The organism is Streptomyces sp. NPDC029138, assembly GCF_055564375.1.
The window spans coordinates 67,405-89,372 of record NZ_JBVHWM010000037.1 but is presented as its reverse complement, the minus strand read 5'-3'; the positions used below and the strand labels follow the sequence as shown (position 1 = coordinate 89,372).

Sequence of the window (21,968 nt, the reverse complement as noted above, 5' to 3'; positions counted from 1 at the left end):
CTAGGAGGGAAGAACATCCGTTTGCGGCGGCCCCCGCCCCCCCCCCCCCGCCCCCCCCCCCCCCCCCCCCCCCCCCCCCCCCCCCCCCCCCCCCCCCCCCCCCCCGCCACCCGCTTCCTGGTCGACCTGGACGGCGGCGGCCGGCTCACCGCGCTCCAGCAGAACCTGGAGACCTCCTCCGCGGACGTCGCCGCCTACCGCGGCACCCGGGTCCGCCTCCAGTGGCACCGCCGGCACGCCGTCCGGCTGCCCTCCTGACACCGTCCCCCTCCCCCTGGAGAACGCCGTGCGTCTCACCCGTACCCTGCGCGCCTCGGCCGTCTGCGCCGCCGCGCTGCTGCTCGCCGCCGCCTGCGACTCCTCCGGCTCCGGCGGTACGTCCGCCACCGGCCTCAACCCGCCCGACCTCAAGGCCCCCACGAAGCTCGGGAAGACCGAAGGTCAGGTCAACCTCATCGCCTGGGCCGGCTATGTCGAGGACGGCTCCAACGACCCCAAGGTGGACTGGGTCTCCGGCTTCGAGAAGCAGACGGGCTGCCAGGTCCACGCGAAGGTCGCCGCCAGCTCCGACGAGATGGTCAAGCTGATGAAGACCGGCGAGTACGACGCCGTCTCCGCCTCCGGCGACGCCTCCCTGCGCCTGATCGCCTCCGGTGACGCGGCCCCCGTCAACACCGGCCTGGTCCCCAACTACCAGGACGTCTTCAGCGGGTTGAAGAACGGCGCCTGGAACTCCGTCAAGGGGAAGATGTACGGCATCCCGCACGGCCGGGGCGCCAACCTGCTGATGTACGACACCACGAAGGTCAAGCCCGCGCCCACCTCCTGGTCCGCAGTCTTCGACGACGCCGCGCGGTACAAGGGGCACGTCACCGCCTACGACTCGCCGATCTACATCGCCGACGCGGCCCTGTATCTCAAGGCCACCAAGCCCGAGTTGAAGATCAAGGACCCGTACGCGCTCGACCAGAAGCAGTTCGACGCGGCCGTGGCCCTGCTGAAGCGGCAGAACGGATACGTCGGCGAGTACTGGAGCGACTATCTGAAGGAGGTCTCCGCCTTCAAGAGCGGGGACTCGGTCGTCGGCACGACCTGGCAGGTCATCGCCAACCTCGCCGCCTCCGAGGGCGCGAAGGTCAAGGCGCTGGTCCCGAAGGAGGGTTCGACCGGCTGGTCGGACACCTGGATGGTCTCCGCCAAGGCCAAGCACCCCAACTGTGCCTACAAGTGGCTGGACTGGATCGTCTCCCCCAAGGTCAACGCCCAGGTCGCCGAGTACTTCGGCGAGGCCCCGGCCAACTCCAAGGCGTGCGCCGAGACCAGCGACAAGAACTTCTGCGCGGTCTACCACGCCGCCGACGAGAGCTACTGGAAGAAGATCGCCTTCTGGAACACGCCCATCGAGCAGTGCCTCGACGGCCGTAAGGACGTCCGGTGCGTGCCGTACGCCAAGTGGGTGCAGGCCTGGACAGAGATCAAGGGCTGAGCCGTGACGCCCGATCTGCCGACCGCCGCCGGCCGGGGCACCGTCCGGCGGCTCGCCGGAACCCTGCACCGCAGACCCCGGCTGCGGCTGGCCCTCCTGCTCACCGCCCCGCTGCTGTGGCTCGCCGTCCTCTACCTCGGCTCGCTCGCGGTGCTGTTCGTCTCCGCCTTCTGGACGACGGACTCCTTCACCTCCCAGGTGGTGAAGGTCTGGTCGACGGACAACTTCCACGCGCTGTTCACGACACCGGTCTTCCGGCAGGTGATCCTGCGCAGCGTCGGGGTGGCCCTGGCGGTGACCGCGCTGTGCGCGGTGATCGCCTTCCCGGTCGCCTTCTACACCGCCCGCGTGGCCCGGCCGCGGTGGCGCCCGCTGCTCGTCGTGGCCATCCTCACCCCGCTGTGGGCGAGTTACCTCGTCAAGGTGTACGCCTGGCGGCTGATCCTCTCCCAGGGCGGCCTCGCCGACTGGATGCTCGCGCCGCTCGGGCTGAGCGGCCCCGGCTACGGCCTGCCCGCCACCGTCCTCACCTTGACCTACCTCTGGCTGCCGTACATGATCCTGCCGATCCACACGGCGCTGGAACAGCTCCCGGCCAACCTGCTGGACGCCTCCGCCGACCTCGGGGCACGGCCGGGACGGACCTTCCGCTCGGTCGTCCTGCCCATGGTGCTGCCCTCGGTCGCCGCCGGCTCGGTGTTCACCTTCTCGCTCAGCCTGGGCGACTACATCACCGTCCAGATCGTCGGCGGCAAGACCCAGCTGATCGGCAACCTCGTCTACTCCAACATCGAACTCAACCTGCCCATGGCCGCCGCGCTCGGCACCGTGCCCGTGGCCGTGATCGTCCTGTACCTGCTCGCGATCCGCCGTACGGGCGCCCTGAACAGCCTGTAGCCCGCCCGCACGCCCGGAGAACCCTTCAGACCCCGGAGAGGAAGAGCGCCTTGCATCTCAGCCGCACCGCGCGCCTGGCCCTGCGCATCGGCGCCGGGCTCGGCTTCGCGGTGATCTACGTCCCGCTGCTGCTCGTCCTGGTCAACTCCCTCAACCCCGACCGCAGCGCGAGCTGGCCGCCGCCCGGCCTCACCCTGCACTGGTGGTCGGTGGCCGCGCACAACTCCGGCGCCCGCGAGGCCCTGTGGGTCTCGGTGAAGGCGGGGCTGGGGGCGACCGCCGTCGCGCTGGTCCTCGGCACGCTGATCGCGTTCGCCGTGGCCCGGCACCGCTTCTTCGGCCGGGACACGGTGTCCTTCATCGTGGTACTGCCGATCGCGCTGCCCGGCATCGTCACGGGGATCGCCCTCAACTCGGCCTTCAGCACGGTGCTGGAGCCGCTCGGCGTGGGGCTCGGGCTGTTCACCGTGATCGTCGGGCACGCCACCTTCTGCATCGTCGTGGTCTTCAACAACGTGGTGGCCCGGCTGCGCCGGACGGGCGGCTCGTATGAGGAGGCGGCCATGGACCTCGGCGCGACCACCTTCCGCGCCTTCGTGGACGTCACCTTCCCGCTGGTCCGCTCAGCGCTGCTGGCGGGCGGCCTGCTCGCCTTCGCCCTGTCCTTCGACGAGATCGTGGTCACCACGTTCACCGCGGGGCCGGGCATCGAGACCCTGCCCATCTGGATCTTCGACAACATGACCCGGCCGCAGCAGGCGCCGGTGGTGAACGTCGTGGCCGCCGTCCTCGTCCTGCTGTCGGTGATCCCGATCTACCTCGCCCAGCGGCTGTCGGCGGACACGGCGACGTCCAGCCGGGTGTGAACGGCGACGACACCCGCGCGGTGCGGGGAGCTCGGTCCGGGCTGATGAAAACCTGCGCCCATGAGGAACCCTCCCGCCATCACCCGATACGTCGACCGGGTCACCGCCGGCCCGGGCGGCGCGATGACCGACGAGGCCGGCGTCATCACCGGCGATCTCACCGTCGCGACCATCCTGAGCCCCGACGGCCACAGCGTGCGCGTCGCCATCCAGCACTCCGGCAGCGACACCTGGTACACGCTCGCCGGCAGCCCCGCCCCCGTGCCCGCCGGGCAACTCGCGGCCTACCACCGGGACCTGCTCGGCCGGATCCGCCGCGGGGGCGGCACCCGGGCCACCTGAGCCGGCGCCCCGGGCAGACCGGCCCGCTCCCGGGTTTCGGCGCGGGTCCCCGGGGGAGTCGGTGCGCGTGGTCTCGTACGGAGCGGAGCAGCGCGTGCACCTGCCCGCGCTGTGTGCCGGCTGGCTGACCCAGACCTTCGTGCACTGGGCGTACTGCCCCGACCAGGTCCAGCGCCTGCTGCCCGACGGTCTGGTGGTGGACACGTGCGACGGGACGGCGTGGGTGAGCCTCACCCCGTTCGTCATGGCCGACGTGCGCCCGCCCCGGCTCCCCCTCGCCCTGCCCTCGTTCCCCGAGACCAATCTGCGCACCTATGTGCGCGACCGGAGCGGCCGGGACGGGCTCTGGTTCCTGTCCATCGAGGTGACCTCGCCGGTGATGCTGGCCGCCCGCGCGGTCGGGGTGCCGTACCACGTCGGCCGGCTGGAGGTGGCGCGGCGCGGGGACGCCGTGGTCTACACCGGCGCCCGGCGGGGCGGCGGGCCCTCGTACGAGGTGGCCGTCCGCCCGGGCGAGCCGGTCCGGCCCGGCACCCGGGACGTGTGGCTGACCTCGCGGTGGCGGGCCTACACCCGGCGGCTCGGCGCGCTCTGGGAGACGCCCGTCGAGCACGCGCCCTGGCCACTGCGCGAGGCACGGCTCGACACCGTCGAGGAGACGCTCACCCGGGCGGCGGGGCTGCCGCCGCCCACGACCGCACCGCTGGTGCACTACTCGGACGGCCTGCCCGAGGTGCGCCTGGGCATCTCGCATCCCGTACGGCCCGCTCGCGGCCGGGGTGCGGGCGACGGCCCGCCGGACTCACCGCATCCACGACCCCACGGCATCCACGAAGGAGGCGCGCGATGAACCGTCCCGCCACGCCCGGCCCCCGGAGCACGGGCGGCGCCGACATGAAGCTGCTCGGCATCTACCTCAACGACCACCTCGCCGGTGCCACGGCGGGCACCCAGCGGATCGGCCACCTGGTGCGGTCCGCCCGGGGTTCCGCGCTCGGCAGAGCCCTCCGGCCGGTCGCCGCGGAGATCGGCGAGGACCGCGCGGCACTGCTGGACATCATGCGGGACCTGGACGTGCCGGTGCGGCGCGCCAAGGTCTGCGCGGGCTGGACGGCCGAGAAGGTGGCACGCATGAAGCTGAACGGCCGTCTGGTACGGCGTTCTCCGCTCAGCACGGTCCTGGAGCTGGAGGCGATGCGGCTGGCGGTCGAGGGCAAGGCGGCGGGGTGGCTCACGCTGCGCCGGCTCGCCACGACCGACAAGCGCCTGGACCCCGGCCGGCTCGACACCCTTCTGGAACGGGCCCGGCGCCAGCAGGACACCGTGGAGGAGTGGCGCCTCCGCCAGGCGGACACGGCCCTGCGCACGACCGGCCCGGCCGCCGCGTGACCCTCCGGGTCCGAACGGCAGGCCCCGGACACCAACCGGCAGGCCCCGGGCACCGACCGGCACGCCCCGAGCACCGACCGTGGCAGGCGACGCCGCCGAACCCGCGGCCGGCCGTGCGGTTCCGTAGGCTGAAAAGGCCGGAAGCTCCTCCGGGAGACCGACCCGCAGGCGGGAGACGGTCGTGATCGAACTGGCCGCGGCGTTCGCCGTCGCGGGAGCGGCGAGCAACGCCGTGGGCACCGCCTTCCAGCGCAAGGCGGCGTCCGTCTCCCGTGGCAGGGGGATCCGGCTGGTGGCGGAGCTGGCGCGTCAGCCGGTCTGGCTGATCGGCATGGCCGGGGTGGTCTGCGCCGCGCTGTTCCAGAGCCTGGCCCTGGTCAACGGGCCGCTCGCGCTGGTCCAGCCGCTCTTCATCCTGGAACTGCCCTTCGCGCTGCTCGTCGCCGCCCCGCTGATGCACCGGCGGCTGCCGTCCTGGGGCTGGTGGGGGGTGGGCGGCTGTGTGGCCGGGCTCGCCGTGCTGCTCGTCGCCGCCGCCCCGCACGGCGCCACCGACCAGGCGCGGCTCGTGCGCTGGATCCCGGCCCTGTGTCTGTGTCTCGGCGCGATGGCCGGGGCGGTCCTGCTGGCCGGCCGGGGGCGTCCGCCGGCCCGGCGCGCCGCGCTGCTGGCGACCGCGTCCGCGACGGGCAACGCGCTGACCGCCGCCCTGCTGAAGTCGGCCAGCGGCACGTTCGCCGACCACGGCTTCGGGGCCTTCCTGCGATCGTGGCAGACGTACGGCTTCGCGCTCGCCGGTGCCGCCTCCGTGCTCCTCCTGGAGAACGCGCTCCAGGCCGGTCCGCTGGCCGCCGCGCAGCCCGCGCTGACCATCGGCGACGCGGTGGTGAGCCTGACCCTGGGCGTCTTCCTGTTCGGGGAACAGATCCGGACGGGCTGGTGGCTCGTACCGGAGGCGTGCGGTGCCCTGCTGATCGTGGTGGGCGTGCTGGTCCTCAGCCGCGCCGTCCAGCGGATCGTCATACTGCCGGTCCCGGCCGAGGAGCGACACGCCGCGACGTGAGGCCGCTCAGGGGCCCCGCTCACCCGGAGGCCCCGTTCAGCCCCGGCCGGGGCGGCGGGCACAGACCTCGATCTCGATCTTCATCCGGGGGTCGGCGAGGCCGCACTGGAGCATGGTGGCGGCCGGTCGGACATCACCGAAGCAGCGGCGCAGCACCGGCCAGCAGGCTTCGAAGTCGGCGCGGTCCGGCAGCAGATAGCGTGTAGTCGAATCCGGTGGTCCCGGAGACATGCACCCAGTCCCCGTCGACCACCGCACGGGCGTAACCGATCTGTTCCTCGAAGGTGGAGCCGCTGAGGATCGCGCGTCGTTCCCTCATGGGCCGAACGCTAGGTGACCAGCGCCGATACGTCTGACAGTCCGCACACTCCGTACGCCCCCGCCGCCTCACTGCCCGGCCCGCACCCGGTGCCGGCTCATGACGGAGACCCGGTTGAACGCGTTGATGGTGACGGCGACCCAGATCACCGCGGATATCTGGTCGTCCGTGAGGACGTCCCGCGCCGCGGCGTAGGCGGTGTCCTGCGCGGCGGTGTCGGCCGCCGCCGTGGTGGCCTCGGCGAGCGCCAGGGCGGCTCGTTCCGCGGGCGTGAAGAGGTCGGTGTCGCGCCAGGCGGCGAGCACGCCGAGGCGCTGCGGGGTGTCGCCCGCCCGCAGCGCCGCCCGGGTGTGCAGGTGCAGGCAGTAGGCGCAACCGTTCAGCTGCGACACACGGAGGTTGACCAGTTCCACCAGCACGCGGTCCAGGCCCGCGTCGGCGGCGACCGCGCGCACCGCCTCGGACGTCTGCACCAGCGCGTGGTACGCCTTCGGGCTCTGCTTGTCGATGTAGATCCGCCGGTCGGCGCCGGCCGGAACGGGACTGGTCAACCTGGGACTCCTCCGGGCGACAGCTTTTGTTGAACGTGAAACTATCACGCCGGGTCGGAGGTGGGTCGCCTCACCCCACGTCGGTCATGCGTGCCTCCGGGGTCGGCTCACCCGGTGGGCCGGAGGCAGGTGAGGTCGCCGGGCGGGAGCCGGCCGGTCCCCAGGTAGCTGTTGACCGCGCTGTCCACGCACTCGCTGCCGAAGACGCCGTACACCGCGTGCTGGTCCGCTCCGCGCAGGGTCACCAGGCGCGAGCTGGGCCAGTCGCGGCGCACCGCCTCGGCCATGGGGTAGACGGTGCGCGGGTCGCCGGTGGCGTTGACGAGCAGGGCCGGCAGGTCGTCGCGGATCGTCGTCGGGCGTTCGCGCGGCGGCTCCCAGAACGCGCACGCGCCGATGTTGTTCGTGACGGGCGCGAACAGCCTGTCCCGGTTCCCGGCGCGCCGCAGATCGCGCCAGTACGTCTCCGGGTCGTGCGGCGCGGCCACGTCCCCGCACAGGATGGACGTCTGGGCGCTGCCGTAGGCGGACTCGTGCCCGGTCAGCACGAACTCCAGCGCCGAGGCCAGCCACGGCGAGGGCGTGACCCGCCGGCCGTCGGCGGCGCGCCGCAGGTCCCGCACGCCCCGGGCGAAGTCGCCGTAGGCCATGGGATTGTCCTGCGAGAGGCCGTTGAAGACGATGACGGGCAGGACGTGTTCGTCCACCCGGTGTCCGCCGACGCGCAGGGGCGTGCGGGCGGCGGCCGACCGGACCGCGTCCACGGTGGCCAGTACGGCGCTCCGGGTGCGCCCCAGCCCGTAGGCCGCGTGGTGGGCGGCCGTCCAGCCGGCCCAGTCACGCAGGGCGTGCCGGTTGGCCTCCTCCGTGCCCCGCAGCAGCCGCGGACCGTAACGGGCGGGGTCGGCCACGCCGTCCAGGACGACCCGGTCGGTGCGCCGGGGGAACATCGTCGCGTAGACCTGGCCGAGATAACTGCCGTAGGAGTAGCCCAGGTAGGAGATCCCGCGCTCCCCCAGCGCCGCCCGGATCACGTCCATGTCGCGCGCGGTGTTCCGGGTGGTGGCGTACGGCAGCAGGTCACCGGCGTGGGCACGGCAGCGGCGGGCGAGGTCCGCCGAGAGGGCGACCATGCGGTCGAAGGCGGCGCGGCCGGTGCCGGCGCCCCGGATCATGCTGCCGGTGGGCCAGTGGCAGTCCAGCGTGGTGCTCCGGCCGACGAAGCGGGGGTCCACGCCGACCACGTCATAGCGTTCGGCGACGTCCTTCATGGCCTTGCGCACCCACGGCGGATCGCCGAGCGTCTGTCCGCCGGGGCCGCCGCTGTTGAGCAGCAGCGCGCCGACTCGGTGGGCGGTGTCGGTGCCCCTGATCCGGGATATCGCGACGGTGAGGGTACGGCCGCCGGGGCGGGCGTAGTCCAACGGCACGGTGACGTCGGCGCATTGGGCGCCGGCCTGTTCGAGTTCCTTGCCGGTGGCGTCGTCGGGGCCGAGCCGGCAGCTCTTCCAGCGGAGGTGCTGGTGGTGATAGCGGGCGAGGGGGTCGGCGGCCGGCCGGGCCGAGGCGGCGGGGGCTGGGGCGGGGGCGGCGCCCAGGGCCAGTGCGCCCGCGACGGACAGGGCGACGGCCGCCGGGGCCCGGGAGACGAAGCGGCGCCGGGAGGTGGCGTGGGTCATGCGGGGGTCCTTTCGGTGGACGGGTCCTCGCAGAGGGCCTTGTCGACGACGTCGAGGAAGTCCCGTTCCACCTGGAGCGTGGCCGGCACCTCGTTCAGGGCGACGGCGACACCGCGGCCGTCCGGGCCGGTGGCGACCAGCGCCCGGTGGCCGCCGGGCACGGTCCCGGCATGCCCCCACCGGCTGCCCCCGCAGGACAGCGGTGAGGAGATCGGGCCGAGCCCGTAGCGGGCGCCCGGCCGGAGCCGATCGGGGTCGGCGGCCACCGTGCGCCGCATGTCGGCGCGTTGTGTGTTCATGGGGCGGCCGGAGCCCAGCTCGGCCACGGCGTCGGTAGCCGTCCAGCGCGCGCACGGGGCGTCCGGGCCGGTGCCGGTGACCAGGACCGCGGCGCCGGTGATCCGGTCGTGCGCCACGAGCTGGTGCACGGACCGGCTCGGCGCCGGGCGCGGGCCGCAGGCGCGGGGCGCGTCCCGGGGCGGCTGCGCGGCGGCGGGCGGGGCGCCGGCCGGATCGACGGCCACCAGGCAGGCCGTGGCCAGAGCCGCGAGGCCGGTACGCCGGCGGAACGCGGAACTCGGGGGACGGAACGCGGAACTCGGGGGACGGAACTCGGAACTCGGTAAGGAGAGCGCCATGCCCCCTGACGCTAGGCACCGCCCGGGCCGTGCTCACTCCGGCGGGCAGGCGATTCGGGGCGGGGGACAGCACCAGCGCGTGCCCGGAGGGGAGCCCCCCGCGCGTGCCTGACACCGCTCGGACAGCCGTACCAAGGGTGAACGGTGGGCGTTGTGCCGTATCCGGAACCCGGGACTGTCACTCTGGACGGGACGAGGGGGTCCGCTCATCGCTGCGGGGGGCAGGCGTGACGGTTGAGGGCAGCACCGCCGGCTCCACCCGGAGGGTGCCGCGGCACGTGGCCTGCGTGATGGACGGCAACGGCCGCTGGGCGGCGCGGCGTTCGCTGCCGCGTACGTCGGGTCACCGCGCGGCGGAGACGACGGTGATCGACGTCATCGAGGCGGCGCGGACGGCCGGCGTGCAGTGGCTGAGCCTGTACGCGTTCTCCACCGAGAACTGGCAACGTCCCAGCGCCGAGGTCGACTTCCTGATGCGGCTGGTCCGCGGCGTGGTGCGCAAACACGCCGCGCTGCTGCACGCGCGCGGTATCCGCTGCCGCTTCCTCGGGGTGGCCGATCCGCGCATTCCCCCGGCCCTGGCCCGGGACTTCGCCGATCTGATGACGCTGACCGGCGAGAACCGGGGCATGACGCTGACCGTCGCGTTCGATCACGGCGGGCGCCGGGACATCGTGGCGGCGGCACGGTCCCTGATCCGCAGCGGGGTGCCGGCCGAGGCCGTGGACGAGCGGAGCTTCGCCGCTCATCTGCCCTTTCCCGACACTCCCGATGTGGACCTCGTGATCCGGACCTCCGGGGAGCAGCGCATCTCCAACTTCATGCTGTGGCAGGTCGCCTACGCGGAATGGATGTTCCCGCCGGTGCTCTGGCCCGATTTCCGCGCGCCGCACTTCGTGGAGTGCCTGCGCGCCTACCGGCAGCGCGACCGCCGCTTCGGCGGCGTGACGCCCGACGCGAACGGAGAACGACGACCGTGACGGACACGGGCAGCAACGAGCCCAGGGACACCGGTGCGGAGGCCCGTGTCGGCCACCTCTTCGACCGGGGAAGCCAGTTCCACGCGTTCTTCAACGATCCGCGCTGGGCGCTGGCCATCGTCCGGGCGACCGTGCTGGAGGCCGCGCACCCGCAGATCGGCGGGGCCCTGATCGACAACTCCACGTTCGTGACACACCCGTGGCGACGGCTGCGCAACACGGTCGTCAGCTTGCAGCGCATGTTCGGACCGGACGACGAGGTACGCCGCAGGGAGGCGGCGCGGCTCAACCGGCTGCACGCCCGGCTGAACGGCACCGACGCGCACGACCGGCCCTACGACGCGATGGACCCCGAGGTGCGGGCCTGGGTGGTCGCGACGCTCTTCGAGAGCAGTGTCACGATGTGCCGCCTCAGCGGGCAGCCCCTGGAGCAGGACGACATCGAGCGCCTGTACGCGGAATTCCGGGCCTATCTGGCGCTGTTGGACGGAGACGCTAGGCATCTGCCGCCCACCGTCCAGGAGTTCTGGCCGTACTACGACCGCGTGGTCGAGGAGCGGCTGGAGAACACGGAGGCGATGCGGGTCATCCTCTACCGGCTCTTCGACCATCTGCCCGCGCCGCCGCTGCTGCACGGTCTGCCCACGCTGTGGGCGGCCGGCCGCGCGCTCGTCGGTCCGCTCATCGGTGTCATCACCGTGGCATCCCTGCCGGAGCCGTTCCGGCGGCGGGCGGGGCTGACCGAGCTGCCCGGCGCGCAGACCCTGATGCAGAGCACCTATCTGGCCGTCGGCCTCGCGCGGTTCCTCCCCGACGGCTTGATCAAGGTCGACGCCGTCACCGACCTGCTCTTCCTCTCCCCCGACAGCGACGACCCCCGGGCCCGGACCATCAGCGCGCTGCGGGACCGGATGAAGCGGGCCGGGGCCCTGGTCCGGCTGATCAACCCCCTTCCGCCGGAGCCGGACCCCGACGCGGGAAGCACGGCGCGGCGCGGCGCGGAGGAGTTCTTCGCGGCGGTGCTGGACCAGACCGGGGACGGCTGTCTGGACTGGCCCGACCTCGCCGCCATGGCCCGGGAGCTGGCCGGCCGTCTCGACCTGGACGAGCCGGAGGAGACGCGGCTCTACGACGCCTTCGCCGACTGGTGGCGGGAGCTCCAGGCGGCTCTCGACACCGACGGCGACGGCCGCGTCAGCGCCCAGGAGTACGCGGCGGCCGTGCCGTCGCTCGCCGGCCCCGCCCTGATCAGGGTCGCCGAGGTCCTGTTCGACGTCACCGACACGGACGGCGACCAACGCGTCGACGCGGACGAGTACCGGGCGCTGTTCCGCACCGGGTTCCGGCGGGACATGGCCGGCGCGGACGGCACGTACGCGCGCGGCGCGTTCGTGCGGGACTTCCTGGCCTTCATGTCGGGCCGTGAGCGCTCCACGCCGTACGATCCGCTGCTCGCCGACGCGTGACCGGCGGCCTCGGTGCGGCGGCGCCCGTCAGCCGAGGCCGAGGACGCCCAGCGTGTGTTCGGCCATGCGCCGCTCGCCGAGGGCGTTGGGGTGCACCGGGACGACGCTCCGCCCGAACAGGAGCGGCTCGATCCACCGGGTGCCGACGGCCTGGCAGGCGTCGTGCCCGGTGGAGACCTCGGCGAAGTCCACGTAGGTGGCCCCCGTCTCCTCGGCGGCGCGCCGGACCACGGCGTTGAGGTGCGCCTGAAGCGCGTGCAGGTAGGGCACGTCGCCGGTGGCGACCGGCAGTCTGACGAAGCAGGACGGGTCGGCGGTGGCGGGGGTGATCCACGGGTAGCCGAGCACCGCCACCCGGGCCTGGGGGGCCTTGGCGCGGACGCTGCGGAGGGCGGACTTCAGCGCGGGATAGGTGTGGGCGTCGATCTCGTCGTCGAAGGACGTGCCGTACCGGTCCTTGCAGGGACTGCCCTTGCCGCCGCTGAGGATGCCGGCGGTGCCGCACGCGGTGATGGCGTTGATGAAGGTGCCGTTGTCGTTGCCGCCGAGGGTGAGGGTCACCAGGTCGGTGTCACCGGTGACCGCGTCGGCCTGGGGAGCGACGCCGGGGTACTGGGCCTCGGTGACGTCCTTGGTCTGGGCGGCGCCGCAGGTGACGTCCGTCAGGCGGGCCGCCGTCCGGGCGGCGATGACGTGGGGATAGTTCGCCGTGGAGCGCAGGCAGAGCGGACTGGTGACGTCGACGGGGAGGACACCGGAGGCGGCGCTGTAACTGTCCCCGAGGGCGGCGTAGTTCAGGGGCGTGACGGCCTGGGCGGGGGCCGTGGTGAGGCCCAGGGCGAGTGCGCCGACGGCCGCGGAGGCCGCGGTGAGGACACGGCGGAGGGTGGGCAGGGGCATGCGGTGCTCTCCCTTCTCGGGACAGGACACGGGGCAGACGGGCATGGCGGTGCCGTGGGCGTGGTGGTGCACGAGAACGGGGCGGCTCGATCGAGCGAAGGGTGTGCGGGGCGACGCGAAGGGCTGGGGAGTACGGGGCGACGCAAGAAGGGCGTGCGGGATGACGCGAAAGGGTGTGCGCGGCGACCGCGAGACGCGGGCCGTGGGGTGACGGCGTGGTTACCGTGGGGTGCTACCGCTAGGTAATGTGAGGCCGCCGCATCGCCGAGTCAACACGGTGGACAGAACTTCTTGAAAGTCGGAGCGCACTGATATTGCGGGCGTTTCGGGGGCACTCGTAGGCCAGGAGCCCCGTCATCGGCTGGAGGCACGTCATGATCGCCCTCGGCATCATCCTGCTCATCATCGGCTTCGTCACCGGCATTTCGATCCTGTGGACCATCGGCGTCATCCTGCTGGTGGTGGGAGCCATCCTGTGGATCATGGGGTCCATGGGACACGCGGTCGCCGGCCGCCGTCACTACTGGTGAGCTGCCGCTCCGGATGAGCGGCGACAAGTGAACCCGCCCGGCGGGCACCGTCTCGGTGCTCGCCGGGCAGGCTGCGTGGCAGGCCACTTCGCAGGGTTCGGCAGCTGGACCGACCGCCTCGCCACATACTGGGCCGAGCGCGGACGCCGGCCCCGCCCTGGGTCCGGCGCCGGTCACCGGTCGGCGCGCGCCGCGTACTTGTCCGTGGCCGCCACCAGCGCCTCCGCGATGCCGGGAGCCCCGACGGTGTGACCGGCGTCGTCCACGATCACCAGTTCGCTGCCCGGCCAGGCGTGGTGGAGTCGCCAGACGATGCCGAGGAGGTTGCCGAAGTCGAGGCTGCCCTGGACCAGGGTGCCGGGGATGCCCTTGAGCCGGTGAGCGTCGCGCAGCACCACGCCGTCGCCGTCGCCGTCGCCATTGCCCTCGCCGAGGAAGTGGCCGTTGCCCCAGTAGTGCGTGACGGTGCGGGCGAAGCCCTGGCGGAAGACGGGGTCCTCGAAGCGTTCGACCGAGCGCGGGGGCGCGGGGATCGTGGCCGTCTCCCAGTCGGTCCAGGCCCGCGCGGCCCGTTCCCGCACCTCGGGGTCGGGGGATTCGAGCAGCCGGTTGTAGGCCGCGGCGAGATTGCCGTCCCGGTCGTCGGCCGGCAGCCCGGACAGGAAGGCCTCGAAGGCCGCCGGGAACAGCCTGCCCAGCCCTCGCGTCAGCAGTTCCACCTCTGCGTCGGACCCGGTGGCGACCCCGGTCAGAACCAGTTCGGTGACGACGCCGGGATGGGTCTGGGCGTAGCGCAGCGCGAGGACGGAACCCCAGGACACGCCCCGGACCAGCCACCGTTCGATGCCCAGGTGCCGGCGCAGCAGCTCCAGGTCGGCCAGGAGGTGGGCCGTCGTGTTGACCCTCATGTCGGTGTCGTGGCGGCTCGCGTGCGGGGTGGACCGGCCGCTGCCGCGCTGGTCCAGCAGGACGATCCGGTAGGCGGCCGGGTCGAACATGCGGCGGGCGTACGGGGTGCAGCCGGAGCCCGGTCCGCCGTGCAGGACGAGTGCGGGCTTGCCGTCGGGGTTGCCGCAGGTCTCCCAGTGGACGTGGTTGCCGTCGCCCACGGCCAGCATGCCGTGCGCGTACGGCTCGATCTCGGGATAGAGGGGCATCCGGGCACCGTAACGTCTGGGCCGGGCGGTGTCTGCCGGGTTCCCGGGTTCGGCCCGCCGGGGAGTCCGGCGGGCCGCTGATGGGCGGGGTCAGGCGCAGGTGCCGCTGGGGCGGGGACGGGTCAGCCATGTGTGGATGCCGGTGAGGGCACAGGCGCAGCCCGGACGAGGTACTGGCTGACCACGACCGGCACCCCGTGGCGCGTCTGCCGGAGTCGCGCGGTCTGCCGACTCCCGGGCGTGAGCGCGCCGGCGGGGTCCGGGTTCTGGCCCGGGTCGGCGATCCTGTAGCGGTCCTCGCGTGCGGCCTCCGCGACGGCGCGCCCCGCCGGTGCCCGCTCCCGGATGCCGCCCACCAGGGCGGGTGTCGGCGTGTCCTCCCCACCGCGGTCGTCGCGGATGCCGTGGGCGCGGCGTCGGCGGATGCCGCCATGACGACGAGAGCGGCGACGTCCAGAAGCGCCGCCGCACCGGATCAAGCATTTCGCTTCCAACGCCCCACGCGCGTACGACCGTTGCCCGGCGGCGGGCGACTGTCGCAGAGGCGCCGCGGAATTGTCCGTGATCGGTAACAGACGGATCCCGCGGTCGATCCCGGCCGTCCTGCCAGATGCACCAGGTGCACAGAGCATCGGCGCAGCACAACGCATCGGCACAGCACAGGCATCGGCACGGCAGGGGGCGGACGGACATGGCGCGGCATGGCGGACGGGGATGGTACGGCCGGGTGGTCGCGGCGGCGGTCGGGGTCACGGCGGTGGCCGCCGCCACCTCGGTGTGGACGGCGCAGGCCGGCCAGAGCGGCGGCGGGTCCGCCGCGCCGGGTGCCTCCGCCCGGGCCGCCGCGCCCAGGACACCACCCGTGTCCGCCACCATCGCCCACTCTTCCGACCGGGGCGCGCACGCGGTCAACATCACCATCGACGACGGACCGGACCCGGTCTGGACCCCGCAGGTGCTCCAAGTCCTGCGCGACAACGGCGTGAAGGCGACGTTCTGCATGGTCGGCACCCAGGCCGAGGCGCACCCGGACCTGGTGCGGCAGGTGGTGGCCGCCGGGCACCGGCTGTGCGACCACACGGTGTCGCACGACACCACCATGGACACCAAGTCCCAGGCCTACCAGGCGCGGCAGATCGAGGACGCCGAGCGGCAGATCACCAAGGCGTCGGGCGGGGTACGGCCGATGTACTACCGGGCCCCGGGCGGCGCGTTCACCCCGTACAGCCGGAAGTTGGCGGCCTCGCACGGGATGCGGCCGCTGGGCTGGAACGTCGACTCCGAGGACTTCGAGCGGCCGGGCAGCGACGCGATCATCGCGACCGTCGAGCGGGAGCTGCCCAACGGGCCCACGATCCTCTTCCACGACGCGGGCGGCGACCGCTCCCAGACGGTGACGGCCCTGCGCACCCTGCTGCCCTGGCTGAAGCAGCAGGGGTACGCCTTCGGCTTCCCGGTGCGCTGACCACCCAACCGCTCGGCGGGCGGCGGGCGTTGCACGGGGTGCGTCCGGCGGTCACAGAGTGGTGGGACCTCTTGTGGCGTGTTCATGCAGTCCCTAGCCTCCGATGTGTTGTGCACAGCGAAACCGTCATTGCGCATGTTGCAACGCCCATCGGAGGAGCACTGCATGAAGCTGTCCGTCCGTTTTGTTGGGCTCACCGCGCTCGCCACCGCCCTCGCCGTCGCCTGCGCCCCCCAGACCTCCGGCACCTCCTCCTCCGACAAGGACGAGAAGACCGGCACCGTGCGCGTCTGGCTCTTCCAGGAAGTCGACAACCAGCCCAAGCAGCGCGTCGTCGACGCGGTGATCGCCGGCTTCGAGAAGGCGCACCGGGGCACCGACGTCACCGTCGAGTACATCCCCGTGGAGACCCGCGCCCAGCGCGTCAAGGCCGCCTTCAACGACCCGAAGTCCGCGCCCGACGTCATCGAGTACGGCAACACCGACACCGCCGGCTATGTGAAGGACGGCGGACTCGCGGACGTCACACGGGAGTTCAGCGCCTGGAGCGAGGCCGAGGACACCGATCCGACCGCCCGGCAGTCGGTCACCGTGGACGGAAAGGTCTACGGGGCGCCGTACTTCGTCGGCGTCCGGGCGCTGTACTACCGCACGGACGTCTTCCGCGAACTCGGTCTCCACGCACCGACGTCACAGGCCGAGCTGATCTCGACCGCCAAGAAGATCCGGGCCGCGAAGCCCGGCCTGTACGGCCTCGCCGTCGGCGGCGCCTACACCTACGGCGCGATGCCGTTCATCTGGGCCAACGGCGGTGACCTCGCCACGGCCAAGGGGGGTGCGTACGCCTCCGCCATCGACAGCCCCGCCGCCCGGAAGGGCATCGAGGCGTACACCTCCCTCTTCGGCGACGACAACTGTCCCGCCGCCAAGTGCGCGGGCATGGGCGGAAACGACACGGTGACCGCGTTCGCGTCCGGCAAGGCGGCCATGGCGATCGGCGGCGACTTCAGCCACGCCGCCGTGGAGGCCGGGAAGGTCAGGGGGAAGTACGCGGTGGTGCCGCTGCCAGGAGTGAAGCCCGGCTCCATCGCGCCGGCGTTCGCGGGCGGCAACAACATCGGCGTCCTGAAGAGCACGTCGCACCGCACGCTCGCCGTGGACCTGATGAAACGGCTCGCCTCGAAGAAGACGCAAGGGGAACTCTTCGACGCGATGGGCTTCCTGCCGACCTTCACGGACGTACGGCAGCAGGCCGCGGCCGAGGAGCCGTACGTGAAGCCGTTCGTGCAGACCCTCGCCGCCGGCACCCGGTTCGTGCCGGCCTCGCCCGCCTGGGCGCAGATCGACTCCTCGCTGGTGCTGCCGACCATGTTCCAGGAGATCGTCAGCGGCAAGAAGGACGTGGCGGCGGCCTCCCAGGACGCGGCGAAGAAGATGGACGACGCGTTCGGAACCGCCGGGTGAGCCGGGTGACGGCGCCTTCGGAGCCGGGAGTTGTGGAGCGTCGGCGAGTGCGGGTGGTCCGTCATCCGTCGCGCCCGCGCGGCGGTAGCCGCACATCGAACTCAGCCGCGCGCCCCTCGGGTGGGTGGACGCCCTGGTTCTATCTGGCTCCCGCTCTGCTCGTTCTGGGTGGCCTGCTGGTCTACCCCGTCTACCAGCTCGGACTGATCTCGTTCCTGGAGTACACCCAGGCCCAGGTCAGCGGGGGCGAACCGACCCGCTTCCGGGGCCTGGCCAACTACAGCGAGCTGTTCGCCGACGACCAGTTCTGGCAGGTGCTGCTGGCGACCGTCGGCTTCGCGGCGGCCTGTGTGGTCTGCACGCTGGCGGTGGGCTGCGCGCTCGCCGTCCTGCTGACCCGCGTCCGCGCGGTCCCTCGGCTCGCCCTCATGCTGGCCGCGCTCGGAGCGTGGGCCACACCGACGATCACCGGCTCGACGGTCTGGCTGTTCCTCTTCGACCCCGACTTCGGTCCGGTCGACCGTCTCCTCGGGCTCGGCGACTTCTCGTGGACCTACGGCCGTTACAGCGCGTTCCTTCTGGTCCTGCTCGAAGTGGTGTGGTGCTCCTTCCCGTTCGTGATGGTCACCGTCTACGCCGGCATCCGCGCCGTGCCGACCGAGATCCTGGACGCCGCCGCCCTGGACGGCGCCTCGCAGTGGCGGATCTGGCGCTCGGTGCTGGCGCCGGTCCTGAGACCGATCCTGGTCATCGTCACCGTCCAGTCGGTGATCTGGGACTTCAAGGTCTTCACCCAGATCTACGTGATGACGGGCGGCGGCGGCATCGCCGGGCAGAACCTGGTCCTGAACGTCTACGCCTACCAGAAGGCCTTCGCGTCCTCGCAGTACAGCCTCGGCTCCGCGATCGGCGTCGTGATGCTGCTGATCCTGCTCGCGATCACGCTCGGGTATCTGCGGCTGCTGCGCCGCCAGGGGGAGGAGCTGTGAGTCTCGTGCACGGTCCGGCGGTACGGCGGCCCTGGCGCCTGGCCGCCGAGGCGACCGCGCTGCTGGTCGCCGCGGTCGTCGCCTTCCCCCTCTACTGGATGCTGCTCAGCGCGTTCAGACCGGCCGGGGAGATCGAGTCCACCGAGCCGCGGCCCTGGACGTCGTCGCCTTCACTGAACTCCTTCCGGCGCGTGTTCGAACAGCAGGAATTCGGCCGGTACTTCGTCAACAGCCTCGTCGTCGCGGTGAGTGTGGTGATCGCCTCCGCGCTGATCGCCTTTCTCGCCGCGACCGCCGTGACACGGTTCCGGTTCCGCTTCCGCACCACCCTGCTGATCATGTTCCTGGTGGCCCAGATGGTCCCGGTGGAGGCGCTGACCATCCCCTTGTTCTTCCTCATGCGGGACCTCGGTCAGCTGAACACGCTGGGTTCACTGGTCCTGCCGCACATCGCCTTCTCGCTGCCGTTCGCGATCTGGATGCTGCGCGGGTTCGTGAAGGCCGTTCCGGAGTCCCTGGAGGAGGCCGCGCACCTGGACGGGGCGAGCCGCGCGCGCTTCCTGTGGCAGATCCTGCTGCCGCTGGTCCTGCCCGGCCTGGTGGCCACGAGCGTGTTCTCCTTCATCTCCGCCTGGAACGACTTCCTGTTCGCCAAGTCCTTCATCATCAGCGACACCTCGCAGTCGACCCTGCCGATGGCCCTGCTGGTCTTCTACAAGCCCGACGAGCCGGACTGGGGCGGGGTCATGGCGGCGTCCACGGTGATGACCGTTCCGGTCCTGGTGTTCTTCGTCCTCGTACAACGACGGCTGGTCTCCGGGCTGGGCGGAGCGGTGAAGGACTGACCTGCTCCGAGCTTTTCGTCGGCGGCATGTTGAACCGGCAATCAAGAAACGCCGCAAATCATCATTAAACGGACATGCCTCTCGGCGAATCGGGCAATCGGATTGGTGTCGAAGCGACTGCAACCACCGCACCACCAGCATGTGATCAGGAGCACGCCATGATCATCAAGAAGATGCACGAGATGGGCATCCGCAGCGAACACGCCTACTTGGCCGGCATGGCCTCCATCGGCCTCACGGTGGCCGCCTGGATAGGCTCACTGAAGATGGAACCCGGCACCGGCCTCGACCGCGCCGATCGCTGGGGCATCTTCGTCGGCGAATGGGCACCCACCTTCTTCGGCCTCGGTCTCGCCCTCTCCCACTACGAACAGCAGGACGGCACCCTCACCGCCGCCAACGTGCACGAACTCCGCGACCGGCAGAAGGCCGGCTGAGGCCGTCCACGACAGCGCCTCCACCGAGGGACGGCGCCGCCCCGGCGCCGTCCCTCGCGAGGCGGCTCGCCGGTTCGCTCTCCGACACCGCCCTGTCTGGGACCATGGCCATGTGAACGGGTACGCGGCTTCCGGCGGGGCCGAGCCGGCGGACGCGCTGAGGGTGGCGCCGACGCCGCGGACCGCGGTGGCGTGGCTGCCGCCGCCGGAGCTCTGGCCGGCGATCCAGGAGATCCGCTCGGAGCACGATCCGCAGGTACGCCGGTGGCCACCGCACGTGAACCTGCTGTTCGGCTTCGTACCGGAGGAGGAGTTCGAGCGGGCCGTACCGCTGCTGGCCGCAGGGGCGGCACGGAGTACGGCGTTCACGGCGCGCCTGGCCGGGGTGCGCTACTTCCGGCACCGGCACCACGCCACGGTGTGGCTCGACCCGGCCGCGTTCGATCCGGCGCCCTGGGCCCGTCTCCACCGGGAGCTGAGGCTGCGGTTCCCGTTCTGCCGGGGACGCGGGGAGCGTTTCACCCCGCATCTGTCACTCGGCCGCACCCAGGACCCCGGCCGACTGGCCGCCGAGTGCGCCATGCGGCTCGGCGCGCTGTCGGCGGTGGTCGAGGAGGTGGTCCTGCTCTCCCGGCGCGACGACGGGCCCATGCGGCCCCGGGCTGTGATCACCCTGGGTACGGGGGAGGTACATCGGACGCGGGAGTACTGAGGGGTGTACCGGTGGATGGCCCCCCGACACGTCACGACGGGCGCCCTCGGCTGAGGGCGCCCGTCGTGACGCGGTCGGCTGGACCTCCGGGTCGGCTGACCGCTCCCCGCGCCGAGGCGGCGGTCGCCGAGGCCGCGGTCAGGGCAGCGGGGTGCCGCCGGTCGCGTTGAGGATCTCGGCGGTGATGAAGCTCGCCTGGGGTGAGGCGAGATAGACGTAGGCGGGGGCCAGTTCGGCGGGCTGGGCCGGGCGGCCGAGCGGGCTCTGCTTACCGAACTCCGCCGTGTCGGGCATGGTCGACGGGATGAGCGGGGTCCACACGGGCCCCGGCGCGACGGCGTTGACCCGGATACCGCGTTCGGCGAGCATCTGGGCCAGCCCCTGGGTGAAGGTGACGATCGCGCCCTTGGTCATCGCGTAGTCCAGCAGGTGCGGGCTGGGCTTGTACGCCTGCACCGACGTGGAGTTGATGACACAGCCTCCGGCCGGAATGTGCGGCAGGGCGAACTTGGTCAGCCAGAACATCCCGTACAGGTTCGTCCGCATCACCCGGTCGAACTGCTCGGTGCTGATCGCCTCGATGCCCTCGGGCTGGGACATCTGGAAGGCCGCGTTGTTCACGAGGACGTCGATATGGCCGAACTCGGCGACCGCCCGGTCGATCAGCGACCGGCAGTTGCCCTCGTCGCGGATGTCGCAGGACACGGCGACCGCCTTGCGTCCCGCGTCCTCCACCAGCCGGGACGTCTCGCGGGCGTCGTCCTCCTCGTCGGCGAGATACGTGAAGAGCACGTCGGCACCCTCGCGGGCGAAGGCGATCGCCACCGCCCGGCCGATGCCGGAGTCCCCTCCCGTGATCACGGCCTTGCGGCCGTCAAGACGACCGGCGCCACGGTACGACTCCTCGCCGTGGTCGGGCGGCGGGTCCATCGGGCCGGTCCAGCCCGGGTGCGGCTGGTCCTGGGAGGGGAAGTCGGGACGGGCGTGCTGCGTCACCGGGTTCGGGCGGTCACCCCGCTGGTCCGTCACGGTGGCCTCCTCAGTCTCGGGCGGACGGGACAGGCCACCGGGTTCCCTCCTCCCGACGGGCGAAAAGCGTCCCGCGCCGGTCAGGCCGTGGACGCGTCCGTGCCGCCGGCCCGCCTCCGGTCCCTGCGGGCGAGGTTGTAGATCCGCAGGAGATGCTTCGCCACGGCACAGGGCGCGGCGTCGGCGTGGCACTGGCGGCAGGTCCGCATGTGCTGCTCGTAGGTGAAGCGCGCGTTTTCCAACGCGTCGTTGACAGAAGACATGGACTTCTCCGGGCTGGGCGCGTCCTGGGACGGCGCCGAGTTGACTGACTGGTACACCCGGAACCAGGTGATCATGTTACTGCCGGTACTGGGAAACTCGTACCGTCGGCACCCGCTGCTTCTCAGCCTGAGCGGCGGCCTCATCGGTCACGGCCGGCGACCCAGACGAAGGACACGCAGCATGGCCTCACGTCACCAGCGCGGCCACCGCGACCGACCACTGCGCGAGCAACCACAACGGACCCGCGCCCGGGACCCTGCCCGCAACTGCGCGCTTCTCATGCCGGCCCGCTGAGCGCCCCCAAAGGGGCGCGGGGAACTGCGCGAGCAACCACAAACGGACCGGCACCCGGGACGTCACCCGCAGCCGCCCCTACCGCCCCGCTCCGCGCGGAGCGCCTCCGTGGACCCCGTGGAGCCGTACGCCGACGAACTCACCGACGCGCCGCTGGTGTTGACGGTGACCGGTGGGCATGTGGCGCACCGGGCCCGTCGACTCCC

The 21,968-nt window shown here is 72.2% G+C and carries 23 protein-coding genes and 2 pseudogenes; 17 read left to right on the top strand and 8 right to left on the bottom strand.

Going from position 1 to position 21,968, the window contains the following annotated elements; translation table 11 throughout:
* Nucleotides 1-105 precede the first annotated feature (105 nt).
* From ACZ4WH_RS26260 to ACZ4WH_RS26225, 8 genes and pseudogenes are all read left to right on the top strand, one after another.
* Nucleotides 106-258 (top strand): annotated as a pseudogene (locus tag ACZ4WH_RS26260) (TOBE domain-containing protein); the annotation flags it as partial.
* Between the two features lie 28 nt (nucleotides 259-286).
* Nucleotides 287-1,486, top strand: a complete 1,200-nt coding sequence (locus ACZ4WH_RS26255; RefSeq protein ID WP_468184713.1) for an ABC transporter substrate-binding protein — start codon at nucleotides 287-289, stop codon at nucleotides 1,484-1,486.
* 3 nt (nucleotides 1,487-1,489) lie between these two features.
* Nucleotides 1,490-2,383: an ABC transporter permease gene (locus ACZ4WH_RS26250; protein WP_468184711.1), complete on the top strand. Its 894-nt coding sequence runs from the start codon at nucleotides 1,490-1,492 to the stop codon at nucleotides 2,381-2,383.
* 50 nt (nucleotides 2,384-2,433) lie between these two features.
* Entirely contained in the window at nucleotides 2,434-3,249 is an 816-nt protein-coding gene (locus tag ACZ4WH_RS26245) for an ABC transporter permease (RefSeq protein ID WP_468184708.1), read from the top strand.
* A 60-nt stretch (nucleotides 3,250-3,309) separates the two neighbouring features.
* Nucleotides 3,310-3,591 (top strand): hypothetical protein, encoded by a 282-nt coding sequence (locus ACZ4WH_RS26240; RefSeq protein ID WP_468184705.1) that lies wholly within the window; start codon nucleotides 3,310-3,312, stop codon nucleotides 3,589-3,591.
* Between the two features lie 94 nt (nucleotides 3,592-3,685).
* Entirely contained in the window at nucleotides 3,686-4,441 is a 756-nt protein-coding gene (locus ACZ4WH_RS26235; RefSeq protein WP_468184725.1) for a YqjF family protein, read from the top strand.
* On the top strand, nucleotides 4,438-4,980 hold the full coding sequence (locus ACZ4WH_RS26230; RefSeq protein ID WP_468184702.1) for a hypothetical protein: 543 nt from the start codon (nucleotides 4,438-4,440) through the stop codon (nucleotides 4,978-4,980). Before ACZ4WH_RS26235 ends, ACZ4WH_RS26230 begins: the two co-directional genes overlap by 4 nt.
* A 181-nt stretch (nucleotides 4,981-5,161) precedes the next feature.
* The gene (locus ACZ4WH_RS26225; RefSeq protein WP_468184700.1) at nucleotides 5,162-6,043 is read left to right on the top strand and encodes a DMT family transporter; all 882 of its coding nucleotides are present in this window, start codon (nucleotides 5,162-5,164) and stop codon (nucleotides 6,041-6,043) included.
* Between the two features lie 36 nt (nucleotides 6,044-6,079).
* Here ACZ4WH_RS26225 and ACZ4WH_RS26220 read toward each other — a convergent pair.
* The 4 genes and pseudogenes from ACZ4WH_RS26220 to ACZ4WH_RS26205 form a co-directional block, all read right to left on the bottom strand.
* Nucleotides 6,080-6,362 (bottom strand): annotated as a pseudogene (locus ACZ4WH_RS26220) (RidA family protein).
* Nucleotides 6,363-6,430: 68 nt separating this feature from the next.
* Nucleotides 6,431-6,913: a carboxymuconolactone decarboxylase family protein gene (locus tag ACZ4WH_RS26215; RefSeq protein ID WP_468184697.1), complete on the bottom strand. Its 483-nt coding sequence runs from the start codon at nucleotides 6,911-6,913 to the stop codon at nucleotides 6,431-6,433.
* A gap of 107 nt (nucleotides 6,914-7,020) precedes the next feature.
* Nucleotides 7,021-8,592 carry an alpha/beta fold hydrolase gene (locus ACZ4WH_RS26210; RefSeq protein WP_468184695.1) on the bottom strand — a complete coding sequence of 524 codons (1,572 nt, stop codon included), beginning with the start codon at nucleotides 8,590-8,592 and terminating at the stop codon, nucleotides 7,021-7,023.
* Nucleotides 8,589-9,230, bottom strand: coding sequence for a hypothetical protein (locus ACZ4WH_RS26205; protein WP_468184692.1), 642 nt, complete (start codon nucleotides 9,228-9,230; stop codon nucleotides 8,589-8,591). Before ACZ4WH_RS26205 ends, ACZ4WH_RS26210 begins: the two co-directional genes overlap by 4 nt.
* Nucleotides 9,231-9,457: 227 nt before the next feature.
* On the opposite strand from ACZ4WH_RS26205, the gene uppS reads away from it, so the two are divergent.
* Both uppS and ACZ4WH_RS26195 read left to right on the top strand, forming a co-directional pair.
* Nucleotides 9,458-10,210, top strand: coding sequence for a polyprenyl diphosphate synthase (uppS, locus tag ACZ4WH_RS26200; protein WP_468184688.1), 753 nt, complete (start codon nucleotides 9,458-9,460; stop codon nucleotides 10,208-10,210).
* Nucleotides 10,207-11,676 (top strand): oxygenase MpaB family protein, encoded by a 1,470-nt coding sequence (locus ACZ4WH_RS26195; RefSeq protein ID WP_468184685.1) that lies wholly within the window; start codon nucleotides 10,207-10,209, stop codon nucleotides 11,674-11,676. Before uppS ends, ACZ4WH_RS26195 begins: the two co-directional genes overlap by 4 nt.
* A gap of 27 nt (nucleotides 11,677-11,703) precedes the next feature.
* On the opposite strand, the gene ACZ4WH_RS26190 is transcribed toward ACZ4WH_RS26195, so the two are convergent.
* Entirely contained in the window at nucleotides 11,704-12,576 is an 873-nt protein-coding gene (locus ACZ4WH_RS26190) for an SGNH/GDSL hydrolase family protein (RefSeq protein ID WP_468184682.1), read from the bottom strand.
* 374 nt (nucleotides 12,577-12,950) lie between these two features.
* Between ACZ4WH_RS26190 and ACZ4WH_RS26185 the strand changes: the two genes are divergently transcribed.
* Nucleotides 12,951-13,106, top strand: a complete 156-nt coding sequence (locus ACZ4WH_RS26185; RefSeq protein ID WP_189301413.1) for a DUF6131 family protein — start codon at nucleotides 12,951-12,953, stop codon at nucleotides 13,104-13,106.
* 173 nt (nucleotides 13,107-13,279) lie between these two features.
* Here ACZ4WH_RS26185 and pip read toward each other — a convergent pair whose 3' ends face one another.
* A complete protein-coding gene (gene pip, locus ACZ4WH_RS26180) occupies nucleotides 13,280-14,263 on the bottom strand; it encodes a prolyl aminopeptidase (protein ID WP_468184680.1) in 984 nt (327 codons plus the stop codon).
* A gap of 691 nt (nucleotides 14,264-14,954) precedes the next feature.
* On the opposite strand from pip, the gene ACZ4WH_RS26175 reads away from it, so the two are divergent.
* The 6 genes from ACZ4WH_RS26175 (at nucleotide 14,955) to ACZ4WH_RS26150 (ending at nucleotide 20,175) form a co-directional block, all read left to right on the top strand.
* Nucleotides 14,955-15,728, top strand: a complete 774-nt coding sequence (locus ACZ4WH_RS26175) for a polysaccharide deacetylase family protein (RefSeq protein ID WP_468184677.1) — start codon at nucleotides 14,955-14,957, stop codon at nucleotides 15,726-15,728.
* 165 nt (nucleotides 15,729-15,893) lie between these two features.
* Nucleotides 15,894-17,192, top strand: a complete 1,299-nt coding sequence (locus ACZ4WH_RS26170) for an extracellular solute-binding protein (RefSeq protein WP_468184675.1) — start codon at nucleotides 15,894-15,896, stop codon at nucleotides 17,190-17,192.
* A gap of 47 nt (nucleotides 17,193-17,239) precedes the next feature.
* Nucleotides 17,240-18,181, top strand: coding sequence for a carbohydrate ABC transporter permease (locus ACZ4WH_RS26165; protein WP_468184673.1), 942 nt, complete (start codon nucleotides 17,240-17,242; stop codon nucleotides 18,179-18,181).
* Nucleotides 18,178-19,026: a carbohydrate ABC transporter permease gene (locus ACZ4WH_RS26160; protein ID WP_468184670.1), complete on the top strand. Its 849-nt coding sequence runs from the start codon at nucleotides 18,178-18,180 to the stop codon at nucleotides 19,024-19,026. The genes ACZ4WH_RS26165 and ACZ4WH_RS26160 overlap by 4 nt, the downstream gene beginning before the upstream one ends.
* A 158-nt stretch (nucleotides 19,027-19,184) precedes the next feature.
* Nucleotides 19,185-19,463, top strand: coding sequence for a hypothetical protein (locus ACZ4WH_RS26155; protein WP_468184667.1), 279 nt, complete (start codon nucleotides 19,185-19,187; stop codon nucleotides 19,461-19,463).
* 112 nt (nucleotides 19,464-19,575) lie between these two features.
* A complete protein-coding gene (locus ACZ4WH_RS26150; RefSeq protein WP_468184665.1) occupies nucleotides 19,576-20,175 on the top strand; it encodes a 2'-5' RNA ligase family protein in 600 nt (199 codons plus the stop codon).
* Nucleotides 20,176-20,313: 138 nt separating this feature from the next.
* Here ACZ4WH_RS26150 and ACZ4WH_RS26145 read toward each other — a convergent pair whose 3' ends face one another.
* Together ACZ4WH_RS26145 and ACZ4WH_RS26140 are read right to left on the bottom strand one after the other, a co-directional pair.
* Nucleotides 20,314-21,204: an SDR family oxidoreductase gene (locus ACZ4WH_RS26145; protein WP_468184662.1), complete on the bottom strand. Its 891-nt coding sequence runs from the start codon at nucleotides 21,202-21,204 to the stop codon at nucleotides 20,314-20,316.
* An 80-nt stretch (nucleotides 21,205-21,284) separates the two neighbouring features.
* The gene (locus tag ACZ4WH_RS26140; protein ID WP_468184660.1) at nucleotides 21,285-21,542 is read right to left on the bottom strand and encodes a hypothetical protein; all 258 of its coding nucleotides are present in this window, start codon (nucleotides 21,540-21,542) and stop codon (nucleotides 21,285-21,287) included.
* Nucleotides 21,543-21,968: the final 426 nt, after the last annotated feature.

Excerpts from the sequence above, each read along its gene's own strand:
- ACZ4WH_RS26240 (WP_468184705.1), top strand. The coding sequence starts at position 3,310 with ATGAGGAACCCTCCCGCCATCACCCGATACGTCGACCGGGTCACCGCC.
- ACZ4WH_RS26230 (WP_468184702.1), top strand. The coding sequence starts at position 4,438 with ATGAACCGTCCCGCCACGCCCGGCCCCCGGAGCACGGGCGGCGCCGAC.
- ACZ4WH_RS26210 (WP_468184695.1), bottom strand. The coding sequence starts at position 8,592 with ATGACCCACGCCACCTCCCGGCGCCGCTTCGTCTCCCGGGCCCCGGCG.
- ACZ4WH_RS26205 (WP_468184692.1), bottom strand. The coding sequence starts at position 9,230 with ATGGCGCTCTCCTTACCGAGTTCCGAGTTCCGTCCCCCGAGTTCCGCG.
- ACZ4WH_RS26190 (WP_468184682.1), bottom strand. The coding sequence starts at position 12,576 with ATGCCCCTGCCCACCCTCCGCCGTGTCCTCACCGCGGCCTCCGCGGCC.
- ACZ4WH_RS26185 (WP_189301413.1), top strand. The coding sequence starts at position 12,951 with ATGATCGCCCTCGGCATCATCCTGCTCATCATCGGCTTCGTCACCGGC.
- pip (WP_468184680.1), bottom strand. The coding sequence starts at position 14,263 with ATGCCCCTCTATCCCGAGATCGAGCCGTACGCGCACGGCATGCTGGCC.
- ACZ4WH_RS26175 (WP_468184677.1), top strand. The coding sequence starts at position 14,955 with ATGGCGCGGCATGGCGGACGGGGATGGTACGGCCGGGTGGTCGCGGCG.
- ACZ4WH_RS26170 (WP_468184675.1), top strand. The coding sequence starts at position 15,894 with ATGAAGCTGTCCGTCCGTTTTGTTGGGCTCACCGCGCTCGCCACCGCC.
- ACZ4WH_RS26155 (WP_468184667.1), top strand. The coding sequence starts at position 19,185 with ATGATCATCAAGAAGATGCACGAGATGGGCATCCGCAGCGAACACGCC.
- ACZ4WH_RS26140 (WP_468184660.1), bottom strand. The coding sequence starts at position 21,542 with ATGATCACCTGGTTCCGGGTGTACCAGTCAGTCAACTCGGCGCCGTCC.